Source organism: bacterium (assembly GCA_040755755.1).
GTDB lineage: Bacteria > SZUA-182 > SZUA-182 > DTGQ01 > DTGQ01 > DTGQ01.
Genome location: JBFLZW010000030.1, coordinates 19,330 through 42,631 on the forward strand (window position 1 = coordinate 19,330; position 23,302 = coordinate 42,631).

Sequence of the window (23,302 nt, forward strand, 5' to 3'; positions counted from 1 at the left end):
GAACGAATCCCGTTCTCCGGTTTTTTGCTTGACCGCACAAAATCACCGCCAGACGTCCAGTGATTTGAAAACCATGCCATGCAAAGGGAGCAGCTTGGTGCACAGGCTGTTCTGATGGTGAAATGCCGGTTGATTTACCGCTTCGTATTCATTGATCCAGTTATGGCCGTTTCCGCCGAACTCCTGTGCATCGGTGTCGAGTACCTTAAAATATTTGCCTGCAAAGGGGACTCCCAGACGGAAGTTCTCAAAATGCTCTTTGGAAAGATTAATCAAATAGACCATAAAGTCGTGATAATTTTTATCATAGCGGATAAAGGCAAGGATATTTTGCCGGTAGTTTTGACACTCGATCCATTCAAATCCGTTCGGAATATTATCACCTTCGTGCATGGCCGGAATATATTTATACACTTCATTCAATCGCTTGACAAACCATTGCATGGAGCGATGAAGATGGTCCCAGGTTGAGTCCCAGGACAGAGGCTGCTGCTCGTTCCACTCGTTTTTCTGGCCGAATTCCTGTCCCATAAACAGCAGCTTCTTATGCGGATAGCCGAATTGCAGCAAATACATCAGCCGGAGATTGGCGAATTTCTCAAAATCGGTGAGGTCCTCCGTTTTATTGACCATGGTCCTTTTCATGTGAACAACTTCGTCATGGCCGAGAGGAAGGATAAAGTTTTCAGTATGATGGTAGAGCATGGGATAGGTGAGGTCTCCGTAGACGGTGCTTCTCTGGCTGGAGGGACGCCGGAAGTATTTCATCATGTGAGAGGTGCATCCCAGATCCCACTTATAATCAAAGCCATGCCCGCCGTGCTCCACCGGCCTGGTAACCCCGCTGGCAATGGTCGAATCTTCCGCGATGAGCAGGGTTTCCGGATGCTCCTCCTTGACCGCCCAATTCATGGATTGCATGAAACGGAACCCTTCCGGGTTGTGGCAGTTGCCATATCGGTGTAAAAACTCCCGGTATTTCTGGTCACTGGAAAATTCATAATAGTGGAATTGGCCTGCGGCATCGAACCGGAATCCGTCAACGTAAAATTCCTCGATCCAGTGGAACAGGCAGGAGATAAGAAAGCTTTTGATCTCATTCCGGCCAAAATCAAAGTAAAAGGTATCCCAGGCCGTCATTTTCCGCTCCGGGATCGGGCTCTCGAACAGGTGATTGTCATTGTCGTAAAAAGCAAGACCGGTAATGTCCTTGGGGAAGTGGACCATGATAATGTCGATGATGACCCCGATTCCCGCCTGATGAAAAGCATCGATCAATTGCTTGAATTCAGTCGGAGTCCCCATCCTGGAGGTAGGTGCATAAAATCCGATTACCTGATATCCCCAGGAAGGAATGTAGGGATGCTCCAGAATGCCCATAAGCTCAACGTGGGTATACTCCATGTATTTGACATAGGGAACCAGCTCATCGATCAGTTCCCGGTAGCTCAATGGCCGTCCATTCCGGTGCCGCCACGACAGAGGATGGACCTCGAAGATGTTTAAGGGGCTGCTGAATTTATCAGCCAGAGTAACCTTGGGATGTTTGAATTCATAGTAGGTTTCGGTCAAGATCGGAGTACGGTTTTCATCGTTTTGCATGAACCGGGCAAACGGGTCTGTCCGAAACTCCCATTTCCCTCCGGGTTTTTGGATGGCAAACTTATAGAAAATTCCATGATGAAGCCCCGGAATAAACCGTTCCCAGACACCCGTATTGCCGCGCCGCTCCATGGCGTGAGCGTGGATATTCCAATTATTGAAACTGCCTACGACGGAAACCCGTTCTGCATTCGGCGCCCAGACAGCGAACCGGCACCCTCCTTCGATCAGATGAGCCCCGAGAAATTTGTGTACCCTGCGATGCTCTCCTACATTGAAAAGATAAAGATCCAGCTCGGGAATAGACTGAAGTTTGCTTGAATCCATCCGGTATTTTCCCCCCTCTTTTTGAGGACAATGTCATGTTTTCTTTCCCTACCTGCAAGAACACCAAGGTTTGACCATCACTTGACCATCAATAACTCAAACTCATTGAGAAAAAAGGATGACCGCCTGCTTTTTTTATTCGGTTTTATTGAGAATGAATACCGAGATTTTGATACAGGGTGACCAGATCGTTCTGCAGCAGCGCATCGCCATTGAGCAGAAGCATGCACCGCTTGGCAAAAGTATGGTCCTCCTTTATCTTCTTCATGAGGAATTCTCTGACCACATCATCATTGACGGGCTTTGGTGCGTACAGGGCATCCACCTCTTCCTTCGTCCGGTAAAGGTACGGATCTTTATAGGAAAGCTCATCATCATAGATGGTTTCCCGGCTGACCCATTCCCAATCGACTCTCTGGAACCATATCCGTTCATCGCGGTAAATGGAATTGATGTTGATGGTGCAGTCATCGGTGACCCAGTAGAAGGTAAATGGGTCCTCATACATGGATCCCTGCACGGTGTTCGGTAAGGTTACATGATTGCCGGAAAAAGTGCGAATGTTGGCGAAGGCATTTTCCGTAGTCCGGTAGGCAATGGACAGCTTGAGGTAAAGATTTTCCCTGGCGTACTTGTCCTTTTTCGGCAAAACATCACGAAAGCAGAGGGCCGGGCCCGCATCCCAGATTTCAATCAGATCCTGCCCGGGATCATAATACCAGTTGGAGCCGTAAATCACCGCCTCGGAAGCCCGAACCGTTCCGGACAGGCCAAGGACATCAGTCTCCGGCCTGACCACAGGCCTGGGAATAACAGTTTTTTTAATCTTTGGAAAAAATTCCCGCTTTAAATCCACGACATTTCCCCCTTTTCCCTCTCTATGACAAACTGTATAACAAAACTTTTCAGCTATTCAGCGCGCTACGCTTATAAATTACCCTTTAATTGGTTGATTGGAGGTAAGATATTTGGGAATAAAATATTCGAACTATATATTTCGGATTTTTTCATGGAAAGTATGAATAAAATATGAATAAAAAATGAACCCACCCACCAATATTTTGACCATCCTGACCGATGGCCTGTATGGTATCATCCTTTCTGAACTTTTTTTCGAAAAATCAGTATATCAAAATTGAAAACAGACGTAAAGGAGAATAGAAACTTTTTTTGTTCCTCAGCCCTTACGCCTTGGATCAAATTTACCTTGAATTAAATGATTGGATATGGCATAAATTTTATGTATATTATGATAATAGATTAAAGTCTTTAAATATATTGTAATAATCTGACAATTATCTCGTCATTTTTACTCTTGATTTGGCTCTCAGATTGCAAGGTCTTTTCACTAACGAAAGGTGGACCTTCTAAGGTATCGTAATAATGAGGTGATACCGGGCAGATGTGGAGATAAAGGAAGATATTTCACAAGCCAGACTTGGTAAGTGCCGGCGACAGCAATGCCTGTGAGGTTTTTGTCAATGACTTTACTGACCTTGTGCTTTCACGGGTATGGGGGCTTATGAAGACTCATTGCCATTATGCAGCCAGGGAGAAAATGTGCGCCCTGCTTTTTCTTCAAAAGCAAAAAAAGGGGAGCAATCGACCATGGCCGGAAGATCAATGTGATGAATGTCTGGACTCTTACCTCTGGTTCTTTGATTTCCTAAAGAAGAAGGTCAAATCCTTCCAGGGGATTAATGATTGCAGTCTGAAAACCTATATCTGGTCAATCGTCTATTCACATTCAACTTACATAGAATGGTTAAGATGGAAATGTGGAAGAATCTTTTAGTGAATCGACTCCCCTCTCCAATTAAAGGCCTTGATGAAGACCACCAAAAGGTCTTTATTTATTTAAGGTTGAGGAAATCCGAGGATGAAATTTCCCGGCTCCTCAATCGTACTTCTCTCCAAACAAGCCAAATAATCAACACGATCAAACAAAGATTGATCCTGAGCAATCAGCTCTATCTGATAGAAGAACCAAAATTTATCCCCATGCAGGCAGATGATGCTGATGATACGCCAGACATTCCCCTCCCGCGGTCGATGAGCTTGGCAGTGACGACAAGCTTATCATTCGAGAGTTTCTCTCCTCTTTGAGAGAGGTGGCGGATAAACTGCCTGCCTGCCTGCAAACTCTTCTGCGCCCGAGGTATAGACACGAGCTGTCAGCTAAGGAGATTCTTGCATTTGCCAGACAGATTGGTTTAAACCTCCTCCCGGACAGGTCCTTACAGGATACTTCCGAACAGGATACCTTCTATTCCCTGAATTATATCGAAAAATTCAACTTAAGCGTCTACTCAACTAACTTGCCTTATCCCCCCGCTTTGACGTGCTAAGGAAAAATTTATTAATCGATTCCTGCCGATTCATTCCCTCTGCACCTTCTCCTTATCCCTGCCATAACTCCGATAATTCCCGCAGCCAGCAGGAATATCAGAACAGGCTGGGATGATATCGGTACAGACATCGATTGAACCCGGCCTGCCAGAAATATTTCCCGGTCCGTGCCGGATGAGCTCTGCCAGACCACGTATCCATTGTTGTTGATATTCGGAGTCAAATCATCGGAGGAGTTATCGGTAAGCTGGATGGTTCTGCTGCCATTATACAAGAATATCTCATTATCATGGCCATCGTGTCCATACCAGACCACATACCCTTGAGCATTTATCCGGGGCTGTTCGTCATCGGAGGAATTATCGGTAAGCTGGATGGTGCCCGTACCATTATACAGGTATATCTCACAATCACCGCCGTCATATCCACGCCAGACTGCATACCCTTGAGCGTTGATCGAGGGTTCCCAGTCATTAAAAGAGTTATTGGTAAGCAGGATGATTCTGGTACCATCATACAGGAATATTTCATAATCCCTGCCATCGGACCCACGCCAGACTACATATCCTTGGTCATTTATCTGGGGATATTCATCATTATACGAGTTATTGGTAAGCTTGACAGGGGGTTTGGTCCCGTCATACAGGTATATCTCACCATCCCAGCCATCGGACCCATGCCAGACCGCATACCCCCGGTTATTTATCCGGGGATATTCATCATTATACGAGTTATTGGTGAGCCTGACGGTTTTAGTCCCATCATACAGGTATATCTCATAATCTCCTCCATCATATCCATACCAGACCACATATCCATTGTTGTTGATATTGGGAGCCCAATCATCATACAAGTTATTGGTAAGCTGGGTTGTTGTGGTGCCATTGTAGAAGAATATCTCGGTATCATGACCGTGATCGTCATATCCATGCCAGACTACATACCCCTGGTTATTTATCTGGGGATATTCATCGTTATAGATGTTATCGGTAAGCTGGATGGTTCTGGTCCCGTTATACAGGAATATTTCGTAGTCTTGACCGTCATATCCTGCCCAGACCCCGCACCCATTGTCATTTATGCGGGGAAACTGCTCATCCAAAGAGTTATCCGTAAGCTGAATGGTTTCGTTCACTTGGGAATATGATAGAGAGGCCGGTGAAAAAAGCGTGATAAGCATTGTAGTCATAATCATACATACAGCAGGTGAATATTTTTTTTTCATAGGTAAGCTCCTTCAATAACGGATTTTCACATGTCTGAGATACATATACTGTGAAGGGGTGAATATTGAACTTTTTGCTCAGGAGTCAGGAGTCAGGAGCCAGGAGCCAGAAGAAGGTAAAAGAACTCCTCACTTAAGATGGCCCATACCTTCTTCTGAATTCCGACTCCTGACTCCCGGCTCCTTTGGAAAAGTTCAGTTCTAAGCCGTTTATAGTATATATTCCCACTGCCGGATACTTTTCGGGAAATCGCCATGCGGGACTCCCTGTCAACAGGCAAAAACCTCAAAGCCTCAGCCGTCCTCTTGAGCTGAGGAAGCGTACTTCCTCTGGTATAACGAGATCAATGGCAGCCTATTGATTCATTGATTCAGTTACATGATGACATTGCCCTTGAAGGGGAGAAGAATCTTGAGGTGTGTCTCATCTATGATCCAGAGCTTGTTGCATATGGGGCATGCTCCATAATCATAAAATGAGGAAAAAAGGAACCCTCCACCGGGCACTTAAACTTAGTACACTGCGCATTAAATCCGCGGCCGGTTAAAGCCGCCCATTCACTCCCTCGCCTCCCTTTGGGGGGAAAGGGCTGGAGTGAGGGAGCTCTTATTTAACCGTCCGCGTAATTCCCGCGCCGTGCACTCAGATGTAAAACAGACCGGCAGTGCAATTTAATTAATTATACATATATTATAATGATTGATTTAATTTTTTTGCATAAATTATGCCGTATTTAATAATCATTATCATTAATTTATATATCTACATTTTCAAGTAAATTCCAGTAAATATCGATAATCAGAGAATGAATCCTGATTACAAAATTCTTGTATACTATGAAAAAATATTCATACGTTATTTCCTATATGAGATAACTCTATGATCTCATAAATCATATTGATATTGAACGCCATGTGAAATGAAGTGCAACAAAGTGCAACCTTATACTCTGCGACGATATACTGCGATCTTTCATACGATAAGATACTATGAGTATACGAGTTGTCGCCTCTGCAGGTATCGTTTCCTGATGTCTTTCTTCTCTTGTGCACTCGGTATTTCAAGCTTCGGAAGGTGTGTTGGCACTTCGGATGGGTGGTCATTATCAGGTGCTGGGGAAAATTCCGGTGAAAAAGAATGCAGGACTTCACTGTAATCACCGGCAAGGAGGGAAACCATGCGTACATTATTTATCCGGATGATATTGACTTTGGCAGCGTTGATTTTTTTGGCATTCAGCAGCCTGGCAGGGTTTGCTGGTGCGCAGGTGAACCTTGGGGTATCTCTGGGAGATGAGGGCTTACAGGGCTTTTACCTGGCAGTCGGAGATTATTACCAGGTCCCTCAGAAAGAAGTAATCGTTATCAGGGAGCGGCAGATACCGGATGAAGAAATACCGGTGGTACTCTTAATTGCCAAAAGGGCTCGTGTTGCTCCGCAGGCCGTAATGGATCTTCGGCTGGGTGGAAGGACCTGGATGGATATTACCCTGCATTTTGGCCTGAGCCCCGAAATATTTTATATACCGGCCAGGACCGAGAGGGTCTACTATGTGCCGGTGATTGTGGAAAAGGGGCCGCCGCATGGGAAAGCACACGGCCATTACCGGAAAATACCGAAGGGAGAATGGAACAGGGTAGTGCTGAAAGATGCTGATGTGGTAAATCTGGTGAACCTCAAGTTTGTCTCCGAACATTATCATCTTGCGCCGGATGAAGTGGTAAAAATACGAGAACAGGGAAACAGCTACGTGGAAATCAACAACAGGCTCAAAAAAGCAGGCAGAGAGCCAGCCGGGGGATGGGTAAGAAAAGAATCGGAAAAGGGGTATACCAAGGGAGGATCACGAGGGGGACATAAGGAAGAGATGAAAGCGGTCAAGCACAAGGGAAAAGGAAAAGGCAAGGGATAAAACTCCCCTGGCCCCCAAACCTGCCCTGAGTGGAGAGAACGCACAAGTCCCCCCTGGTATACCAGGGGGGACTTATGCGAGGACTTGCTCACCCCCGGTTCCCGTCGAGAAAGGTTTGCAGCAGGGCATTGGTTGCAGGGTTAAACTCGGTTACCCTGCCTGCAGGGTCACGGTTATAGTCAATCATCCTGGTTCGAATGCTTTTCCCCAGTGCCTTTCCCAGCTCTACGCCCCACTGGTCGAAGCTGTCGATTCCCCAGATAAATCCTTCCACCGCAGCCTGATGCTCATAGATTGCCAGCAGCATGCCGGTAGTCTTTGGGGTCAGCTTGGGGAAGAGCAGAAGGTTTGAAGGCCGGTTGCCGGGAAAGGTCTTGTGCGGAACCAGGAATTCCGGCACCCCCTCCTGCCGCAATTCTTCTTCGGTTTTGCCGAAAGCCAGGGCATCGGGCTGGGCAAAGAAATTCGCCATCAGCTCCTGGTGGTGGTCAACCGAAGCCCCCGATTTTTCACCGACCTGGTATTGGGGCCTGATGAAGCCGATAAAATCTGCCGGAACCACCTGCCCCTGGTGGAGCAACTGATAGAACGAGTGCTGCCCGTTGGTTCCCGGCTCCCCGAAAATGACCGGGCAGGTGGCAACCGGAACAGGATTGCCCTCAAGATCTACCCGCTTTCCGTTGCTTTCCATATCCACCTGCTGAATGTGGGCGGCAAAGCGGGACAATGCCTGGCTGTAAGGAAGGATAGCCCGGCTGGTGTACCCGAGGAAGTCATTGTTCCAGATGCCCAGCAGTCCCAGGGTTATTGGTATGTTTTTTTCACAAGGCGACTCCAGGAAATGGCGGTCGATGGCATATTGTCCGGCCAGCAGGTTGTAAAAATTTTCATATCCAAAGTACAGGGAGAGCGGTACCCCGCCGACTGCGGAGCTGACACTGAACCGTCCTCCTACCCAGTCCCAGAACCCGAAGCTGTTGGCCGGGTCAATGCCAAACTCGGCCACTGCCGGAAGATTGGTGGATACGGCCACAAAATGCTTTTTCACCGTGTCAGGGTGCTGGTGCAGCCTGTTCATCATCCAGGCCCTGGCTGTCCTGGCATTCATCATGGTTTCGACCGTGGTAAAGGTCTTGGAAATGACTACAAACAGGGTTTCTTCAGGGTCTAAGCCTTCGGTCTTTTGGGCAAAATCGGTCCCATCCACATTGGCCACGAAGCACAGCCGCATCCCCGGCCTGGCATAAGCCCGGTTGGCTTCGGCCACAAATTCCGGGCCAAGGTATGATCCGCCGATGCCGATAGCGACGATGTTTCGTATCGGCCTGCCGGTTATCCCCCGCCACTCCCCCTGATGGATCGAGCGGGAGAAGCTCTCTATTTTCGACAGGACGGCTTTCACTTCCGGCATGACATCCTCACCGTCCACTTCGATCGGCCCGCCCCAGAGGTTGCGCAGGGCCACGTGCAGCGCAGCCCGGTTTTCAGTCATATTGATCTTCCTGCCCTGAAACATGTGCCGGATTTTTTCCTTCAGGTTCCTGGCTTCGGCCAGAGCGTAAAGCAGCCTCATGGTTTTTCCGGTCACAAGCTGGCGGGAAAAATCAAGGATCACCTCTCCTTCGAGAGAAATACTCAAGGTTTGATAGCGGTTCGAGTCTGCGGCAAACTCCTGCCGAAGGCTCATCTTGTGTGCTTTTTGGGCTTCCCTCTCAAGCTCCTTCCACTGTGCAAGCCGCGTAATCATTTTTTTCTCCTTTCCTGGGGATTTTGCATGTCTGCACCTGGCTATTCTAAATGGTAACGGGCATTTTTTCAATACCCGACTTACGGCAGGCATTCTTCGAGTAAAGGTTTTAGCCGGAATCTGCCGATCTATAATAAAAGATAACCATTAAAATCCAGGAAGAGAGGGGTTCTCATGAAGAAGGCTCTTATCACCGGCATTACCGGGCAGGACGGATCCTATCTGGCAGAATTGCTCCTTCAGAAGGGTTACGAAGTACACGGTCTCATCCGGCGGGCGAGCACTTTCAACACCGACCGGATCGAGCATCTCTACAGCGACCCCCATGATCCCCGGTCCAGGCTTTTTCTCCACTATGGTGATTTATCCGTGTCCGGACACCTGACCGATCTGATTTATAACATCCACCCTGATGAGATTTACCATCTCGGAGCCCAGAGTCATGTCAAGGTCAGTTTTGACATGCCTGAGTATACCGGCGATATTACAGCCATAGGGACCGTCAGGCTGCTTGAGGCTATCCGCAAATCCGGGATTAAAACCCGGTTCTACCAGGCATCGTCCAGTGAGATGTTTGGAAGTGCACCGGCTCCTCAGAATGAAACAACCCCTTTTGAACCGCGAAGCCCCTATGCCGCAGCCAAAGTCTATGGCTATTGGATAGCCAGGAACTATCGTGAAGGGTATCGTCTTTTTGCCTGCAATGGCATTCTGTTCAACCACGAGTCGCCCCGCCGGGGAGAGACCTTTGTCACCCGCAAGATCACCCGGGCAGTGACCAGGATCAAACTGGGGTTGCAGGACAAGCTCTATCTCGGCAATCTGGTCGCCAGACGGGACTGGGGGTACGCCCCGGAGTATGTCGAGGCCATGTGGACCATGCTGCAGCAGGATGGGCCTGACGATTATGTTATCGGAACCGGCGAGGCACATTCGGTGAAGGAGTTCGTCCAGGAGGCTTTTTCGTATTGCGGGCTGGACTGGGAACGGCATGTGGAAATCGATGACAAATACTTTCGCCCGACCGAGGTTGGATTGCTCCGCGCCGATGCATCGAAAGCCCGCAGGATGCTGGGCTGGGAGCCGAAAGTGAATTTCCGGGAACTGGTGCACATTATGGTTGACGCGGATCTGGAAGCCCTCAAAGAAATGCGGCATTGTCAGGATGTGGTCAGAACCCTGGTTGCCGCCTGGTGAAGGCTGATGGAGCATTCAGCGAAAATCTACGTTGCCGGTCACAGGGGATTGGTTGGCTCTGGCATTGTACGCCTGCTCAGGCAAAGAGGATATGATAACCTGCTCCTTCGCACCCGTGATGAGCTGGACCTGACCCGGCAGCATGAGGTGGAGCAGTTCTTTCAGCAGGAGCGCCCTGAGTATTGTTTCCTGGCTGCGGCCAGGGTCGGAGGCATCAGCGCCAACAATACGTATCCTGCCGATTTCATTTACCAGAACCTGGCCATACAGAGCAATGTTATCCAGAGTGCCTATCGTTTCGGAGTCAAAAAGCTCCTCTTTCTCGGGAGCTCGTGCATTTATCCCAGACTGGCTCCTCAGCCCATGAGAGAGGAATCCCTGCTGGACGGCAAGCTTGAGCCTACCAATGAGCCCTATGCCGTGGCCAAGATCGCCGGTATCAAGATGTGCCAGGCGTATAACAGGCAATATGGCACCCGGTTTATCTGCGTTATGCCCACCAATCTTTATGGTCCCGGCGATAACTTCGACCTGGAGAATTCGCATGTCCTGCCCGCTCTGATCAGAAAATTCCACGAAGCCAGGGAGGAGCACAAGCCCCTGGTCGAGGTCTGGGGCACGGGAAGGGCACGCCGGGAATTTCTCTTCGTTGACGATCTGGCCGATGCCTGCCTGTTTCTCATGCAGCATTATACCAGCAGTGAGCCTATTAATGTCGGGGTGGGGAAGGACATTACCATCCATGAGCTTGCCCTTCTGATACAAAGAATTACCGGCTACCGGGGGGAATTGCGGTTTAATCCGGCCAGGCCGGATGGAACACCGCAGAAACTTCTGGATATAACCAAAATAAGCAGCCTGGGCTGGAAGGCCAGGACCCCTCTTGACCAGGGGATTGAGATTACCTGCCGCTCGTATGCCAATTCAGTCAAAAAGCTCACCCTGCAAGCTGAACCGGGAATTTTACCATCGTAATTGACAATCTTTTTGATAAATGCTATATAGACTATCATATTTAGCCGCCAGACTGCTCTATTTAACTGATTTATCAGTTGTCAGTAAAGAAAGAGTGATCAGTGAAAAAAAGTGGTCAGTGGTCAGTGGCCAGTAAAAAACAAGGATAAACTCCGGAGGAAAGAGTGATCAGTAATCAGAAAAGACAGAAGAAATAATAGCCTTTATTCTGACTCCTGACTCCTGACTCCTGACTCCTGATGAGAATATTTCAGGGTAGTGGAGATGGATATGCCTCATAAAATACATATTAAAGCCGGTAATATTGAACTTGAAGGAACATTGAACGATACACCTACCGCCAAGCTCATTTGGGAGCGATTGCCTATCGAATCATCCGGGAACCTGTGGGGAGGGGAGATTTACTTCATGATCCCGATCAGCAGTGAATTGGACAAAACTGCCCGTGATACCGTAGAGATCGGCGAGCTTGGTTACTGGCCGACAGGCAAGGCATTATGCATTTTTTTCGGGCCAACGCCGTTGAGCGAAGGGAATGAGATCGTCAGTGCTGATAAGGTCAATATCGTTGGCCGTATAACCGGTGACCCCACCAGGTTAAGAGAGTTTGAAGATGGAGATTTTATTACTTTATCACGAGGAGGATTAACTCAATGATAGCTATTATTGATGGCGAACTCTGCATAGGCTGTGGACAATGTGAAGAGCTTTGTCCGGACGTATTTGAAATTGAGGGTGAAAGAGCCCGCGTTATTTCTGATGAAGTCCCTGAGGACGCCCTGGATGCCTGCTATGAGGCAGTAGAGAGCTGCCCGGTCGATGCAATTATCCTCGAAGAGGACGAATAGGAAGAGCTGCCAGAAGCGGCTACCCCACAATGCAGGTTCCGCTCTAAAAGGCAAGCAAATAAAATATAGGGTGGGGCAAAAGCTCCACCCTATATTTTATTTGCTCCATTTGATCGCTGCCTCTCCCGTGCGAGATAGCCATTCACTCCCTCGCCCCACGGGGGCGAGGGCTGGGGTGAGGGGGGTACGTTTAGGCCAATTTCAACATTGACCATGAACGGTTGGGTGGATATTTAAGGCCGCAGCGGAAGCTACTTTGGAGTGCGGACGCAAGAGGCTGCTTTCCTGGTACACCGCCCATCCTGGCATATCGCTAGCCAAGGAAAGCGGTGTCGTGCCACCGCAATCCAAAGCGGCTACCCCACACTGTGGGTACCGCCGCAGTGGATGATAACCGGCTGCGGATTTATCGTGCTGGGTGTTAAGGTCAAAAGAGCCGCAGTTGCCGGGACTTGGCTGCGGAGGCGGTTGATACTCTGATCATCAGATGAGCCGGAATCTCGGCCAGAAAAGAAGATGGCCTGGTCGGAACTACCTGGTGATATCGCTGACGACGGCGTGCCGAAAGAAGCACCAGTTCATCTTTGGCCCTGGTAAGGGCCACGTAGAACAATCGGCGCTCCTCCTCCCGCTGAAGGTTTCCCTGCGGTGTCTGTCCCTGTTTTTCACTGACCACTGACCACTGATCACTGATCACTCCATAGGGCAGGAGTCCCTCTTCCAGCCCGCAGATGAATACTGCCGGAAATTCCAGCCCTTTGGCTGCATGGATGGTCATCAAAGAGACCGCATCTCCCCTGGCTGCATTCTTACCTCCCTGATATTCCAGGTCACCATCCCGGAAGAGAAGAAGACCCTTGAGGAATTCCGGTATTGAGGCAAATTGCTTCGAACACTGATACAGCCGGTCCATATCTCCAACGGGGTCCCCCATCAGGTCTTCAGCAGGGTCCTCATCAGACTGCTCCGAAGCCTTGGTTCCGGTTTTTGCTGACGGCATTTCCTGCCGGATCAGGTCCAGAACAAGCTGGTCCGCCCGCTCCTGAATCCGCAGGTGATACGTATCCCAGAGGGAGAGTATCCTGCGGAATATCTCTCTGCCCCCCTGAGAAAGGATATCCTGTCCATCTCTGGCCAGGCCATGCCTGATGGCCTGGAAAAGGGAACATTGCCGCTGGCTGGCTATTTTCTGCAGGCACTCCCCGGCCAATGATCCTGCAAAGGGTTCACCCTCCCGCCGGTGGAGAAGATTCTTCAGGGAAAAGTCATCTTCCGGATTGACCAGAAAGCGAAGCATGGCCACGATGGTTTGAACTGCGGGATTTTGCAGGAATCCCTTCTGGCCGACCACCCGGTAGGGAATTCCAGCCTGAAGGAAGCACAATTCCAGAGGACCTGCCTGCCGGCCGGTTCGAAACAGAACGGCAAAATCGGAAAATCCAAGCTCCCCGCATTCTTGTGCAGGGTGAATCGCCCCCTGGTGTTCCTGCCGGAAGTTCCTGCCCTGTCCCTGTCCATGAGCCTGGAGCATATCGACTCCTCCCATCATCCGGCTTATCTCCCGGACAATGCTGATCCCTTCAGCCTGTTCGCTGCCGACAGAATGCAGCCTGATGCCGCGGCGGGGTGCTCCTCCTTCTTCCTGCCGCGCCGGTTTCAGTTCAAGCCCGAAACGATCGGAATTATGCCTGATCAGGGCACCGGCGGCCTGAAGGATATACCCTTGGGACCGGTAGTTCCCGGTGAGATGGAAAAGGCGGTGGCCGGGGAAATCCTGCTGAAGCCGGAAAAAGAACCGGTAATCCGCTCCCCGAAAAGCATAGATGGCCTGGTCCGGGTCTCCGATCACCAGGAGTCCGGCACCATCCTCCCCGGCCAGAAGCTTGACCAGGAGGTACTGGATCTCGTTGACATCCTGGAACTCATCCACCAGCACCTGGGAGAATCGGCTGCGATACCTGTGCAGGATCTTCGGGTCGGACTGGAACAGCCGCACAACCCTGAGCAGAAGGTCATCGTAGTCGCAGACATGGTAGCGGTGCAGCAGATTCTGGTAGGCCAGACAGAATGACCAGAGCTCATCCGCTGACAGGTCCGGCTGTGTGGATGCTGCAGATAAGTCAGCCATTGCTTCCTGCATCCACGGCGGGGGAGGGGGCTGTGCGGCCATCTGGCTGGACGAAGATTCCTCCGGGGGAAAATCCAGACCCCAGGACCTTGATTTTATTCTCGATATCCACTGATACATCCGCTGCGGCTGAAGCCGTCGGCGGCCAGAGCAAGATGATTGTCCTGCCAGGGCATCTCTGACCAGCAGCAGGGCATCCTGCTCGTTGATCAGGGTTTTGCCGGGCTGTGCTCCGCTGCCGGACTCTTCCTGCAGAATGCTCAGGCAGAGCTGATGGAAGGTGCCGGTGACCAGGGCATCGGCTGTGATCTCAGGGGGGAGAATCTGCCGGATCCTGGCGGTCAGTTCCCGGGCGGCCTTGTTGGTAAAGGTAATGGCCAGAATCTGCTCCGCCGGGATTTTCCGGAATTGAATCAGGTGGGCAATCCGGCAAACCAGGGTCCTGGTCTTGCCGGTCCCCGGACCGGCAATGATAACGATCGGTCCGGAGTCAGCAGTGACGCACAGGCGCTGCTCCGCGTTCAGTTGAAGGATCCAGGGGGGAGGGCAGCCCTGAGACAGGCTTTGAGTTCCTTTGGCGGAGCTTTGAGCTTCGTCATTCTTCTCCTCCTTGCCGAAGGCTCTTTTCATTTCCTCTCCCTTAAGGCAGGGAGTCCCCGTGGCAGGGGATACCGGGTGAGTTTGATACAGGGGGGCGGTATTCTTTTCACCTCCCCGCCCCTTCCCGGACGGAATATCCCTGATCCCGAACAGGCTCATCTGGGCCTTGAATTTTTGCCGGTCCTGATCGTCGAATAATTGAACCTTGCCATATTCGCCATCGAATCCGGGACGGATTTTCACCTCACCTGTCCGCACTCTGCGGATGCCCTCGGCCAGAAGGACATCGGATTGGGCCTGGATATCTTCAAGAGGAATCGTCCGCAGGATTTCCAGCTCGGTTCCCAGGCTGGTCAAAAGCTGAAAATATGCCTGCTGGACTTTTTTGCTGCTCTCACCTGTCTGATAGAGCTCGGCCAGAATCTGGGGCAGGGGAACAATCGACTCATAGGCCGGAGTTGGCACATCGGGGCGTACACCATGAGGCCGGTCAGCCAGTTCAGCTACCCGGTGCATCACTCCGACCGTTACCTTCCTGCCGCAGCGGGGGCAAACTTTGCCCGCTGCCATCGTCTCTTCAGGAGACCAGCAAACCTGACAATTGCGGTGGCCATCGTAGTGGTATTTCCCTTCTTCCGGATAAAACTCGATGGTCCCGGAGAATTTGTGCAGGTCTTTGGTTTTGAGCGCCTGCCGCATGGCCGGATAGGAAAGCTCGGTATCGAACAGGTTGGCCTCCCTGGCCAGGTTTTTGGGCGAGTGGGCATCGGAGTTCGAAACGAGCGTGTAGCGGTCGAGGGCCGACAGTCTGAAGTTCATGGCCGGATCTGAAGACAGCCCTGTCTCCAGAGCAAAGATGTGCTCCGAAAGGTCCTCGAAGCATTCTTCAAGCGTATCAAAGCCGGACTGTGAGCCGAACAGGGAAAAATGCGGGGTCCAGATATGGGCGGGAATAAAGATTGCCTGGGGGCAGCATTCCAGACAGATTTCCAGCACCTTTCTGCTATCCAGCCCCAGGATCGGACGGCCATCGGAGCGGATATTGCCAAGCCGGTCAAGTATGGCATTGATCCCTTCCGCGCTGGCGATATCCGGGACCAGGAGCAGGTTATGGATTTTCCTGACCCGGCCGTTTTTTTATAGATAGAGCTGATCTCTGCCGAGAGCACAAACCGGACCTGCCCGCATCCTGCGCCTGCCGCCGGAATCTGCCGGGCAGGGAAGCCGGTATATTCGGGTTTAAGCCGATACAGCCCCTCTTCTGCCGGTTCGAGCTTGCTCTTGAGCTCCGCTATCCAGCCGGGGTGAGTAAAATCCCCGGTCCCGATCACCTGCAGCCCTTTGAGCCTGGCCCACTGGTCGAGCTGCTCCGGACAGCACTCTGTGCTGGTAGCCCTGGAATAATGAGAATGAATATGGAAATCAGCGATAAAACGCACCGGCTTTCCTCATGCTGGGGTAAAAGGGATAGATTGATGGTAATCAGGTACGACCACCCTTCTTTATGCCCGTGGTACAAAACTATTGTACTCAATTCCTGATTTCCGTCAACAAATATATCTGTTCCCTTGCCCTGACACGATAAAATTTGCCCGATGAGCTTGGCAATACTGAATTTCCCGGATAATCTCGATATCCATTCTCACTCTCCCCTCCGGGGAGATGACTGGCAGGGAGCCCCTGGGGCACAGGGAGCCCCCGGGGCGGGTGAGGGCCGGATTCCTACGCCAGGCAGTATTCTCTGGGTTCTTGCAGGGACTTGAGCGCTGAATAAATACGGCCCTTGATGCTGTCCCAGACAACCACCGGATCTTCGGTCGAATTTTTCGGGAGCTTCTCCTGGATGCACTGAAAGGCCATCTTGCCAGCCAGGCTGTTCAACTGTTTATCCTCCATTACCTGCAATTGACTGCGGATTTGGGAGGGGAGTCCCTGGATCAGGCGCATCATCTCCGGATCAAGATGCAGATGAGGAGCAGGTTCAGGAGCGGGGGACTGCTGCAGGTATAGTTCCCGGACATTTTCTCCCGGCTCATTGGCTTTCACCTTTCCAGGCTCTCTGGCCGCCACCTGTTGCTCTTCGATTGGAGTAATATCAGCCTTGGACACAGCCTGCTGGTCCTTCTCCTGCCAGGGCTGATCCATCTCCTCCTCCGGCTGGGTTTGCCGGGTCAGGGAAGACTTTTCTCGCTCGAACATGGAGGCGACAGCGTGAACCATCTCGGCCCCGATTTGTCTGACCTGATTGGTTTCCCCTGCCTTCAGGCAAAGTTTGGCAATTTTGTTGATCAGGCGGGGAACTCCCTTTTGAGAATGGTCCCAGATGGCAGCATAGGCATCCTGAGTGAATATGTCAGGGGATCCTCCGCAGACCTGAATGCGGTGGGTCAGGTAATCCTGAACCTCCTGGGGACTTTCCAGCCCTCGAATCCGGCAATAAACGCCGACCCGCTGGAAAAGGTTTTCCATGGTTCTGGATTCCAGACGTCTTCCCAGCTCTTTCTGTCCGGCCAGGATAAAAATGACCATATTTTGCTGATCGTCCTGCAAATTGGTCATAAGCCGTACCTGATTCAACATCTCGGTGGACATGGCATTGGCCTCATCGATAAAGATGACTGCCTTTTGGCCCTCATTGGCGCACTTGAAAAGGATAGCATTAAACTCTTCCATGAGCTGGTCTTTATAGCGGGTAGTGACTTTTTTGTTCTGCAGTTGGCCAATGATTTCTCTCATGAGTTGCATTGGTGATAAATCCGGATTGGTAATAAAAGCGACCCGGTATTTTTCGGCATTCAACTCGTTCAGGATAACCCGCAAACCCATTGTCTTGCCGGTCCCGATATCTCCAGTCATAACCGCCAGGCAATCGTTTCCTTCCTCAATGGCAAATAAAATTTCTGAAACGGCATCTTCGAGCGAGCTGTTTTGGCTCCAATAAAGATCTGGGTCGGGCACGTTATCAAAAGGGGCCCGTTTCATTCCCCAATATTGATAGTACATAAACTTTCATCTCCTTTCGGTCCTTCCCTAGGGGGTTAGAATAACTCGCCACTGCCGACCAATTTTTAAACCGGATAAAGTGCCCTGATGCAATTGCCGATAGAGGGTATGTTCCGAAATCCGCAGGATAGCGGATGCCTCCTTGACCGTAAGGAACTCTTTTGGGGGTAAATCTGAATCCAGAGGCTGAATAGCAACAACCATCTTCAGCGGTCGTTCAAGACCGGAAGTAATCTCCACGGTAAATTTCCTCTTCCTTTTCTCAGGAGTAACGATTTCTTTCTCTGGGGTAATGACTTCTTCATTGATCAGGGATTCCAGAAGAGAAAGCGGCACGGGTGTTTCAGACAGCTTCGGACCAGCCAGCTCCAGAGCAGGTTCCCGATGATCAGTTTTGATTGGAATTAAGGTTGCCTGACGTTCTTGGCGTCGACGAGCAATACTGATTTTTTCCATACTCCTGATCCTTTTCTTTATCGGTGACAAATGACAGTCTTCAAATTCTCTGCCAAATTTTTCTCAAGCAAGGATGATACCATGTCGGACAGAGGTTTTTCCGGCCACTTTTTTTTCGTTACCGGTTACATTTTTGTAATAATTCGTTCCAAAGAGATTACCCTTTGGTAATCATAGATTTCAATTTTGTATTCCCGCTCCAATGGAGGTATAATAAGAGTTTGTATGCAATCTTATTACCAAACGGGATAAAAATGATTGCCACCTGTGGTTCTGGCTTTGATATTATTCTTATCGGCGGGGAGCCTTATGCAGATCATCCCCTGTCCGGAATCGGTGTGGTCGCCAGGGTCCTTGAAGCCAGAGGGTATCGGGTCGGTGTCATAGGCAGACCTGACTGGAAGCGGGACAAGGACTTTTCCCGGCTGGGGCGGCCACGCCTTTTTTTCGGGCTTACCTCGGGGTCTATCGACAGTCTGCTGGCCAATTATACTCCGCTCAAGCGAGAGCGGGCCAGGGACCCTTTTGCACCCTATTGTTCAGGGATGCCCGACCGGGCGACCCTGGTTTACAGCAATAAAATCCGGCACCTGTTTCCCGGCTCCATTATTGTCATCGGCGGGGTCGAGGCCTCCCTGCGGCGTTTTGGCCACTACGATTATTGGCAGAACCGGGTCCGCCGCAGTCTCCTGCTGGACTCGCGGGCCGATATTCTCGTTTACGGGCCGGGAGAATTGCAGGCCATTGAAATTGCCCGGCGGCTGGAAGAAGGGCAGGATCTTGCAGGCATTGCCGGAACCTGTGTTATACGGTCCGAAATACCCTGCGGATTTCAGGAAATCCCTTCCTTCGAGGAAGTCTGCGATGATCCGCAGGCATTTTGCCGGGCGCAGAACCTTTTTTCCAATCAGCATAACCTGGCTCAGGCCCATGCCAACCGCTTTGTCCTTCAGTACCGGATGCCGGACTATTGTCCGCAGGATCTGGACTGGATTTATGGGCTGCCCTTCTCCCGGAAAATCCCGGCTGAGTTTCCGGAACTGGCTATGGCCCGCTTTTCGGTCGTAACCCACCGGGGATGTTTCGGCAACTGCTCTTTCTGCTCCCTGGCCCTTCACCAGGGAAACCGGATTATATCCCGCAGTGAAGAATCCATTCTGGCCGAAATCCGGCAATTGACCAGATATCCGGACTTTCAGGGATATATCGATGATCTGGGAGGGCCGTCAGCCAATATGTACGGCATGGATTGCCCGCGCTCCTGTGAAAAAGGGAACTGCCTGTCCTGCCCGGGACTGGACCGGAGTCACCACCGGCTGATCCGTCTCCTTCAGGAGGCCCGGCGGATTCCGGGAGTCAAAAAGGTTTTCGTGCGCAGCGGCATCCGCTATGAGCTGGCCCTGGAAAGCCCGAAATATCTTGAGGAATTGTGCCGTCATCATCTTTCCGGCTGTCTGAAGATAGCCCCGGAACACGTATCCGGCCATGTTCTGTCCCTCATGAACAAGGATGGTGGCCGGTTTGAAGAGTTTTGCCGCCTCTTCCGGCGGATCAATGGTGCCCGGCAGCAGCACCTGAAATATTACTTTATGGTGGCCCATCCGGGGACCGGGCGGGCGGAAAGCCGGGAGCTGGCCAATGCCCTGCGCCGGCTTGAGCAGGAAGGAAACCATCATCCGGTCGAAGGGGTCCAGATATTCACTCCGACACCGATGACCCGCTCTACCTGCATGTATCATACCGGCCTGGATCCCGCGACAGGCAAGCCGGTCTTTGTCCCCCGCACTTTTACGGAAAAGAAAGAGCAAAAGAAAATGCTTTCATCCTCACCTGGCTGCCAGCCAAAACAGCGGGCTCACCGTCGTGCATCTTCACGGTAAGGGGAGGAGAATAGTGGAGTCTGGCTTGCCAAAAATCGAGCAAACCTGCTAAAAATCGATCACTGATAAGCGGTCGAAAGCAATGCAGCCGCCTATTGTCCAGTCCGCCATGCCCGCTCTCAAAGCTTCCGGCGGTCTCATATTATTAGCTGAAAAAGGTATAAGACACCGCTGTCCCTGAGTTGCCAAAAACCGGGCAAACCTGCAAAGAATAAGTCAATATTAACCGTTTTTTTTGAAATTATTCTGACATTCTGATCTTACGGTGGCGGGTTCTGCCTGAATCTTGTCACTCCCAAAACCGGTCAGGTGCAAGCCCATGCTCTCTTTATGCCTGGCAACTTCCTGTAAATAATAACCTTCTACTCAAATTGCTCATTTTTAATCATTATGGCATAAAACTTGTCAGGAGAATATACCAGGGGACCCCATAAACTGAAGCAACAAGGAAAGCAAGAGCAATGTCCACAAACAAAAAAGGAGGCAGCATGATTTTCCGGGAGAGATTTAAGCGGACATCAGTAGTTGCAGTACTTACCATGATTTTCGGTATACTTTGGCTCAAGCCGGCTCTTGCTGAAGAGGCGGGGGGGTATGCCAGTTCAGTTGGCGTCGATACGCTGTGGGTTATGATCGCAGCATTTCTGGTCTTCGTCATGCAGGCAGGTTTTGGAATGCTGGAAGCTGGTCTGATCAGAACCAAGAACACCTGCAATGTCCTGATGAATAATTTTCTTGATTTTTGTATGGCCTCGGTGGTTTTTTTTATCTTCGGCTATGCGATCATGTTTGGAAAGGGTAACGGCTTCATGGGCTTCAGCGGGTGGTTCATGGTCAACGCAACACATCAGGGAAATCTCCCCCTTGAGGCGGCGTGGCTGTTCCATACAGTGTTCTGCGGTGCAGCGGCAACTATCGTCGCAGGCGGCATAGCGGAACGGATGAAGTTCAAGGCCTACCTTGCCTATTCTTTTCTTATCTCGGCTACAGTCTATCCGATCATCGGCCACTGGATCTGGGGTGGAGGGTGGCTGGCCGGCCTTGGTTTTGGTGATTTTGCGGGCTCCGCGGTAGTTCATACCGTTGGAGGCGTAGCGGCTTTGGTTGGAACGGCTATTGTCGGTCCCCGCATAGGAAAGTATAATCCGGATGGTTCGGCTAACGCTATTGAAGGCCATTCCATGTCGCTTGCTTCTCTTGGTACTCTGATCCTGTGGTTCGCCTGGTTTGGGTTCAATCCTGGTTCGACATTAAGCGTAGGTGACGGCAGCTTCATGGCCAAGGTAGCCGTAAATACCAATATGGCCGCTGTAGCCGGGTCATTAACAGCCATGTTTTTTGCCTGGCGCATCTGCGGAAAGCCTGATCTGACCATGACCATGAACGGCTGTCTGGCGGGACTGGTAGCCGTGACAGCGCCATGTGCCTATATAGTGCCTCATGAAGCCCTGATCATCGGCATAGTTAGTGGTATCCTGGTTGTCCTGGCCACCCTCTTCCTTGATAAGATCCACATTGATGACCCGGTTGGCGCGGTTCCGGTGCATGCAGTGAATGGTATTTGGGGAACTCTGGCTGTTGGCATTTTCGGTCATAAGGGACTTGGCGGTCTGGCCAGAGATGGATTACTGCACGGCGGAGGCTTCACTCAGCTTGGCATACAGGCCCTGGGATCACTGGCGACCGTGGCTTTTGTAGCCGTTTCCATGTCCGTCATTTACATGGTTATCGGTAAACTGGTCGGTCTGAGGGTCTCAAGAGAAGACGAACTGAAAGGGCTCGATATCAGCCAGCACGGCATGGAGTCTTATGCAGGATTTCAAATATTCACTACCCGCTGACGAGAAGGGAGAATAACGGTAATGAAATTAATCATTGCGATGATACAGCCTCATAAATTACCTGATGTCAAGAAGGCACTCTTTGATGCAGAGGTCCACAAGATGACTGTTACCAACGCACTCGGATGCGGGCAGCAGAAGGGATATACCGAGAACTACCGGTGCGTTATCCATGAAGTAAACCTCCTGAAAAAGGTACGGCTTGAGATTGCGGTCAACGAAAATTTCGTCCAGCGCACCGTAGATGCAATTATCAAGGGAGCAAGAACCGGCTCAATAGGTGATGGCAAGATTTTCGTTCTCGATATCCAGGAATGCATAAGGATCAGAACCGGCGAAAAAGGCGGTGCGGCTATCGGATAAGGGAAACTCCCCTGAAAATATTTTATCCATCTTTGGTGGGGCATAAGCGCCCCACCTTCCACTATTCCCAGGCAGGCCCGCCAGCCTCACGGCGAGGTGTCTCGCCGGGCTGCCAGGCATTCCTCCAGATTCCAACCGCAGTGACTGGTCCCAAGACATCGGCGATGATTTTTATGTCAGGATTTCTGAGACTGATGGACGGCTCTTGCCCATATTTTTGCACAAGGGCCTCCCAAATGGCTCCCCCTATTTCATTCTCGATCTTCGGCGTATCCTGCTCCAGCCGGTGTGCGCCCCGTTTATTCAGCCTGAAGCAAAACCTTTCATTCTCACCGATCTGCTCTGTTCCTATTCTTACCGCTGCCTCCTTTATGGGATCGAAGCTGCTTTGAACCTCGGCGAATACGGCTGTTATATGCCCGATGAGTCTGAAACACTCCTGATTCACCCTTTTGGCAAGTTCCTGGGGATCACCCTCCGACTCGAGGGCGAATATGGCCCGAAAGCCCGTACTCCGGATGCAGGCACCCGGCACCGCTCTTTTCAGCGCAGAAATAGTCCGGCGCGTGGTGGAAAGCTCCCGGCTGGTGACGATGAGCTTTGCCTTCCCCTGGCTAAGTGCTTGGAGTGATTCGGATTCCACACTATTACCTCTCGATCTTCAGTGCTATCCATATCTCACACGGTGGCAAGATGGGGTTTTCTCATCACAAAATACATCGGATTTTTCCCGCTCAATTCTCTGCCGGTAAATACAGGAGGCCAGGGGTGTGTCATTATTACGCAAGGGTGCCCAATAAAGGCAGGGCCATTACCGGCCCTGCCTTTCTCATACTGACCGTTACCTT

General features: G+C 50.9%; 18 protein-coding genes. 9 read left to right on the top strand and 9 right to left on the bottom strand.

What is annotated here, in order from left to right:
• Positions 1–42 precede the first annotated feature (42 nt).
• Together glgB and AB1611_09500 are read right to left on the bottom strand one after the other, a co-directional pair.
• Entirely contained in the window at positions 43–1,929 is a 1,887-nt protein-coding gene (glgB, locus tag AB1611_09495) for a 1,4-alpha-glucan branching protein GlgB (GenBank protein ID MEW6379828.1), read from the bottom strand.
• A gap of 145 nt (positions 1,930–2,074) precedes the next feature.
• Positions 2,075–2,785 carry a hypothetical protein gene (locus AB1611_09500; protein MEW6379829.1) on the bottom strand — a complete coding sequence of 237 codons (711 nt, stop codon included), beginning with the start codon at positions 2,783–2,785 and terminating at the stop codon, positions 2,075–2,077.
• Between the two features lie 582 nt (positions 2,786–3,367).
• Between AB1611_09500 and AB1611_09505 the strand changes: the two genes are divergently transcribed.
• Positions 3,368–3,724 (top strand): hypothetical protein, encoded by a 357-nt coding sequence (locus tag AB1611_09505; GenBank protein MEW6379830.1) that lies wholly within the window; start codon positions 3,368–3,370, stop codon positions 3,722–3,724.
• A gap of 175 nt (positions 3,725–3,899) precedes the next feature.
• Here the strand turns inward: AB1611_09505 and AB1611_09510 are convergent, their stop codons facing one another.
• On the bottom strand, positions 3,900–4,097 hold the full coding sequence (locus tag AB1611_09510) for a hypothetical protein (protein MEW6379831.1): 198 nt from the start codon (positions 4,095–4,097) through the stop codon (positions 3,900–3,902).
• A 191-nt stretch (positions 4,098–4,288) separates the two neighbouring features.
• On the bottom strand, positions 4,289–5,467 hold the full coding sequence (locus AB1611_09515; GenBank protein ID MEW6379832.1) for a hypothetical protein: 1,179 nt from the start codon (positions 5,465–5,467) through the stop codon (positions 4,289–4,291).
• 1,214 nt (positions 5,468–6,681) lie between these two features.
• Between AB1611_09515 and AB1611_09520 the strand changes: the two genes are divergently transcribed.
• Complete coding sequence (locus AB1611_09520; GenBank protein MEW6379833.1) at positions 6,682–7,416, top strand: hypothetical protein; 735 nt, start codon at positions 6,682–6,684, stop codon at positions 7,414–7,416.
• Between the two features lie 88 nt (positions 7,417–7,504).
• On the opposite strand, the gene pgi is transcribed toward AB1611_09520, so the two are convergent.
• On the bottom strand, positions 7,505–9,163 hold the full coding sequence (pgi, locus tag AB1611_09525; GenBank protein MEW6379834.1) for a glucose-6-phosphate isomerase: 1,659 nt from the start codon (positions 9,161–9,163) through the stop codon (positions 7,505–7,507).
• 174 nt (positions 9,164–9,337) lie between these two features.
• On the opposite strand from pgi, the gene gmd reads away from it, so the two are divergent.
• The 4 genes from gmd (at position 9,338) to AB1611_09545 (ending at position 12,183) form a co-directional block, all read left to right on the top strand.
• Positions 9,338–10,360 (top strand): GDP-mannose 4,6-dehydratase, encoded by a 1,023-nt coding sequence (gmd, locus tag AB1611_09530; GenBank protein MEW6379835.1) that lies wholly within the window; start codon positions 9,338–9,340, stop codon positions 10,358–10,360.
• A 6-nt stretch (positions 10,361–10,366) separates the two neighbouring features.
• Positions 10,367–11,335, top strand: a complete 969-nt coding sequence (locus AB1611_09535; GenBank protein ID MEW6379836.1) for a GDP-L-fucose synthase — start codon at positions 10,367–10,369, stop codon at positions 11,333–11,335.
• Positions 11,336–11,605: 270 nt separating this feature from the next.
• Positions 11,606–11,992 (top strand): cyclophilin-like fold protein, encoded by a 387-nt coding sequence (locus AB1611_09540; protein MEW6379837.1) that lies wholly within the window; start codon positions 11,606–11,608, stop codon positions 11,990–11,992.
• Positions 11,989–12,183, top strand: coding sequence for a ferredoxin (locus AB1611_09545; GenBank protein ID MEW6379838.1), 195 nt, complete (start codon positions 11,989–11,991; stop codon positions 12,181–12,183). The genes AB1611_09540 and AB1611_09545 overlap by 4 nt, the downstream gene beginning before the upstream one ends.
• A gap of 427 nt (positions 12,184–12,610) precedes the next feature.
• Here the strand turns inward: AB1611_09545 and AB1611_09550 are convergent, their stop codons facing one another.
• From AB1611_09550 to AB1611_09560, 3 genes are all read right to left on the bottom strand, one after another.
• The gene (locus AB1611_09550; protein MEW6379839.1) at positions 12,611–15,907 is read right to left on the bottom strand and encodes a UvrD-helicase domain-containing protein; all 3,297 of its coding nucleotides are present in this window, start codon (positions 15,905–15,907) and stop codon (positions 12,611–12,613) included.
• Positions 15,908–16,633: 726 nt separating this feature from the next.
• Complete coding sequence (locus AB1611_09555) at positions 16,634–17,914, bottom strand: AAA family ATPase (protein ID MEW6379840.1); 1,281 nt, start codon at positions 17,912–17,914, stop codon at positions 16,634–16,636.
• A gap of 27 nt (positions 17,915–17,941) precedes the next feature.
• On the bottom strand, positions 17,942–18,370 hold the full coding sequence (locus AB1611_09560) for a helix-turn-helix domain-containing protein (protein ID MEW6379841.1): 429 nt from the start codon (positions 18,368–18,370) through the stop codon (positions 17,942–17,944).
• A gap of 221 nt (positions 18,371–18,591) precedes the next feature.
• Between AB1611_09560 and AB1611_09565 the strand changes: the two genes are divergently transcribed.
• The 3 genes from AB1611_09565 to AB1611_09575 all read left to right on the top strand — a co-directional run bounded on the left by AB1611_09565 (position 18,592) and on the right by AB1611_09575 (position 22,454).
• Entirely contained in the window at positions 18,592–20,250 is a 1,659-nt protein-coding gene (locus AB1611_09565) for a YgiQ family radical SAM protein (protein MEW6379842.1), read from the top strand.
• A 461-nt stretch (positions 20,251–20,711) separates the two neighbouring features.
• A complete protein-coding gene (locus tag AB1611_09570) occupies positions 20,712–22,091 on the top strand; it encodes an ammonium transporter (GenBank protein ID MEW6379843.1) in 1,380 nt (459 codons plus the stop codon).
• A 21-nt stretch (positions 22,092–22,112) separates the two neighbouring features.
• Positions 22,113–22,454 carry a P-II family nitrogen regulator gene (locus AB1611_09575; GenBank protein MEW6379844.1) on the top strand — a complete coding sequence of 114 codons (342 nt, stop codon included), beginning with the start codon at positions 22,113–22,115 and terminating at the stop codon, positions 22,452–22,454.
• Between the two features lie 61 nt (positions 22,455–22,515).
• On the opposite strand, the gene AB1611_09580 is transcribed toward AB1611_09575, so the two are convergent.
• A complete protein-coding gene (locus AB1611_09580; GenBank protein ID MEW6379845.1) occupies positions 22,516–23,097 on the bottom strand; it encodes a THUMP domain-containing protein in 582 nt (193 codons plus the stop codon).
• Positions 23,098–23,302: the final 205 nt, after the last annotated feature.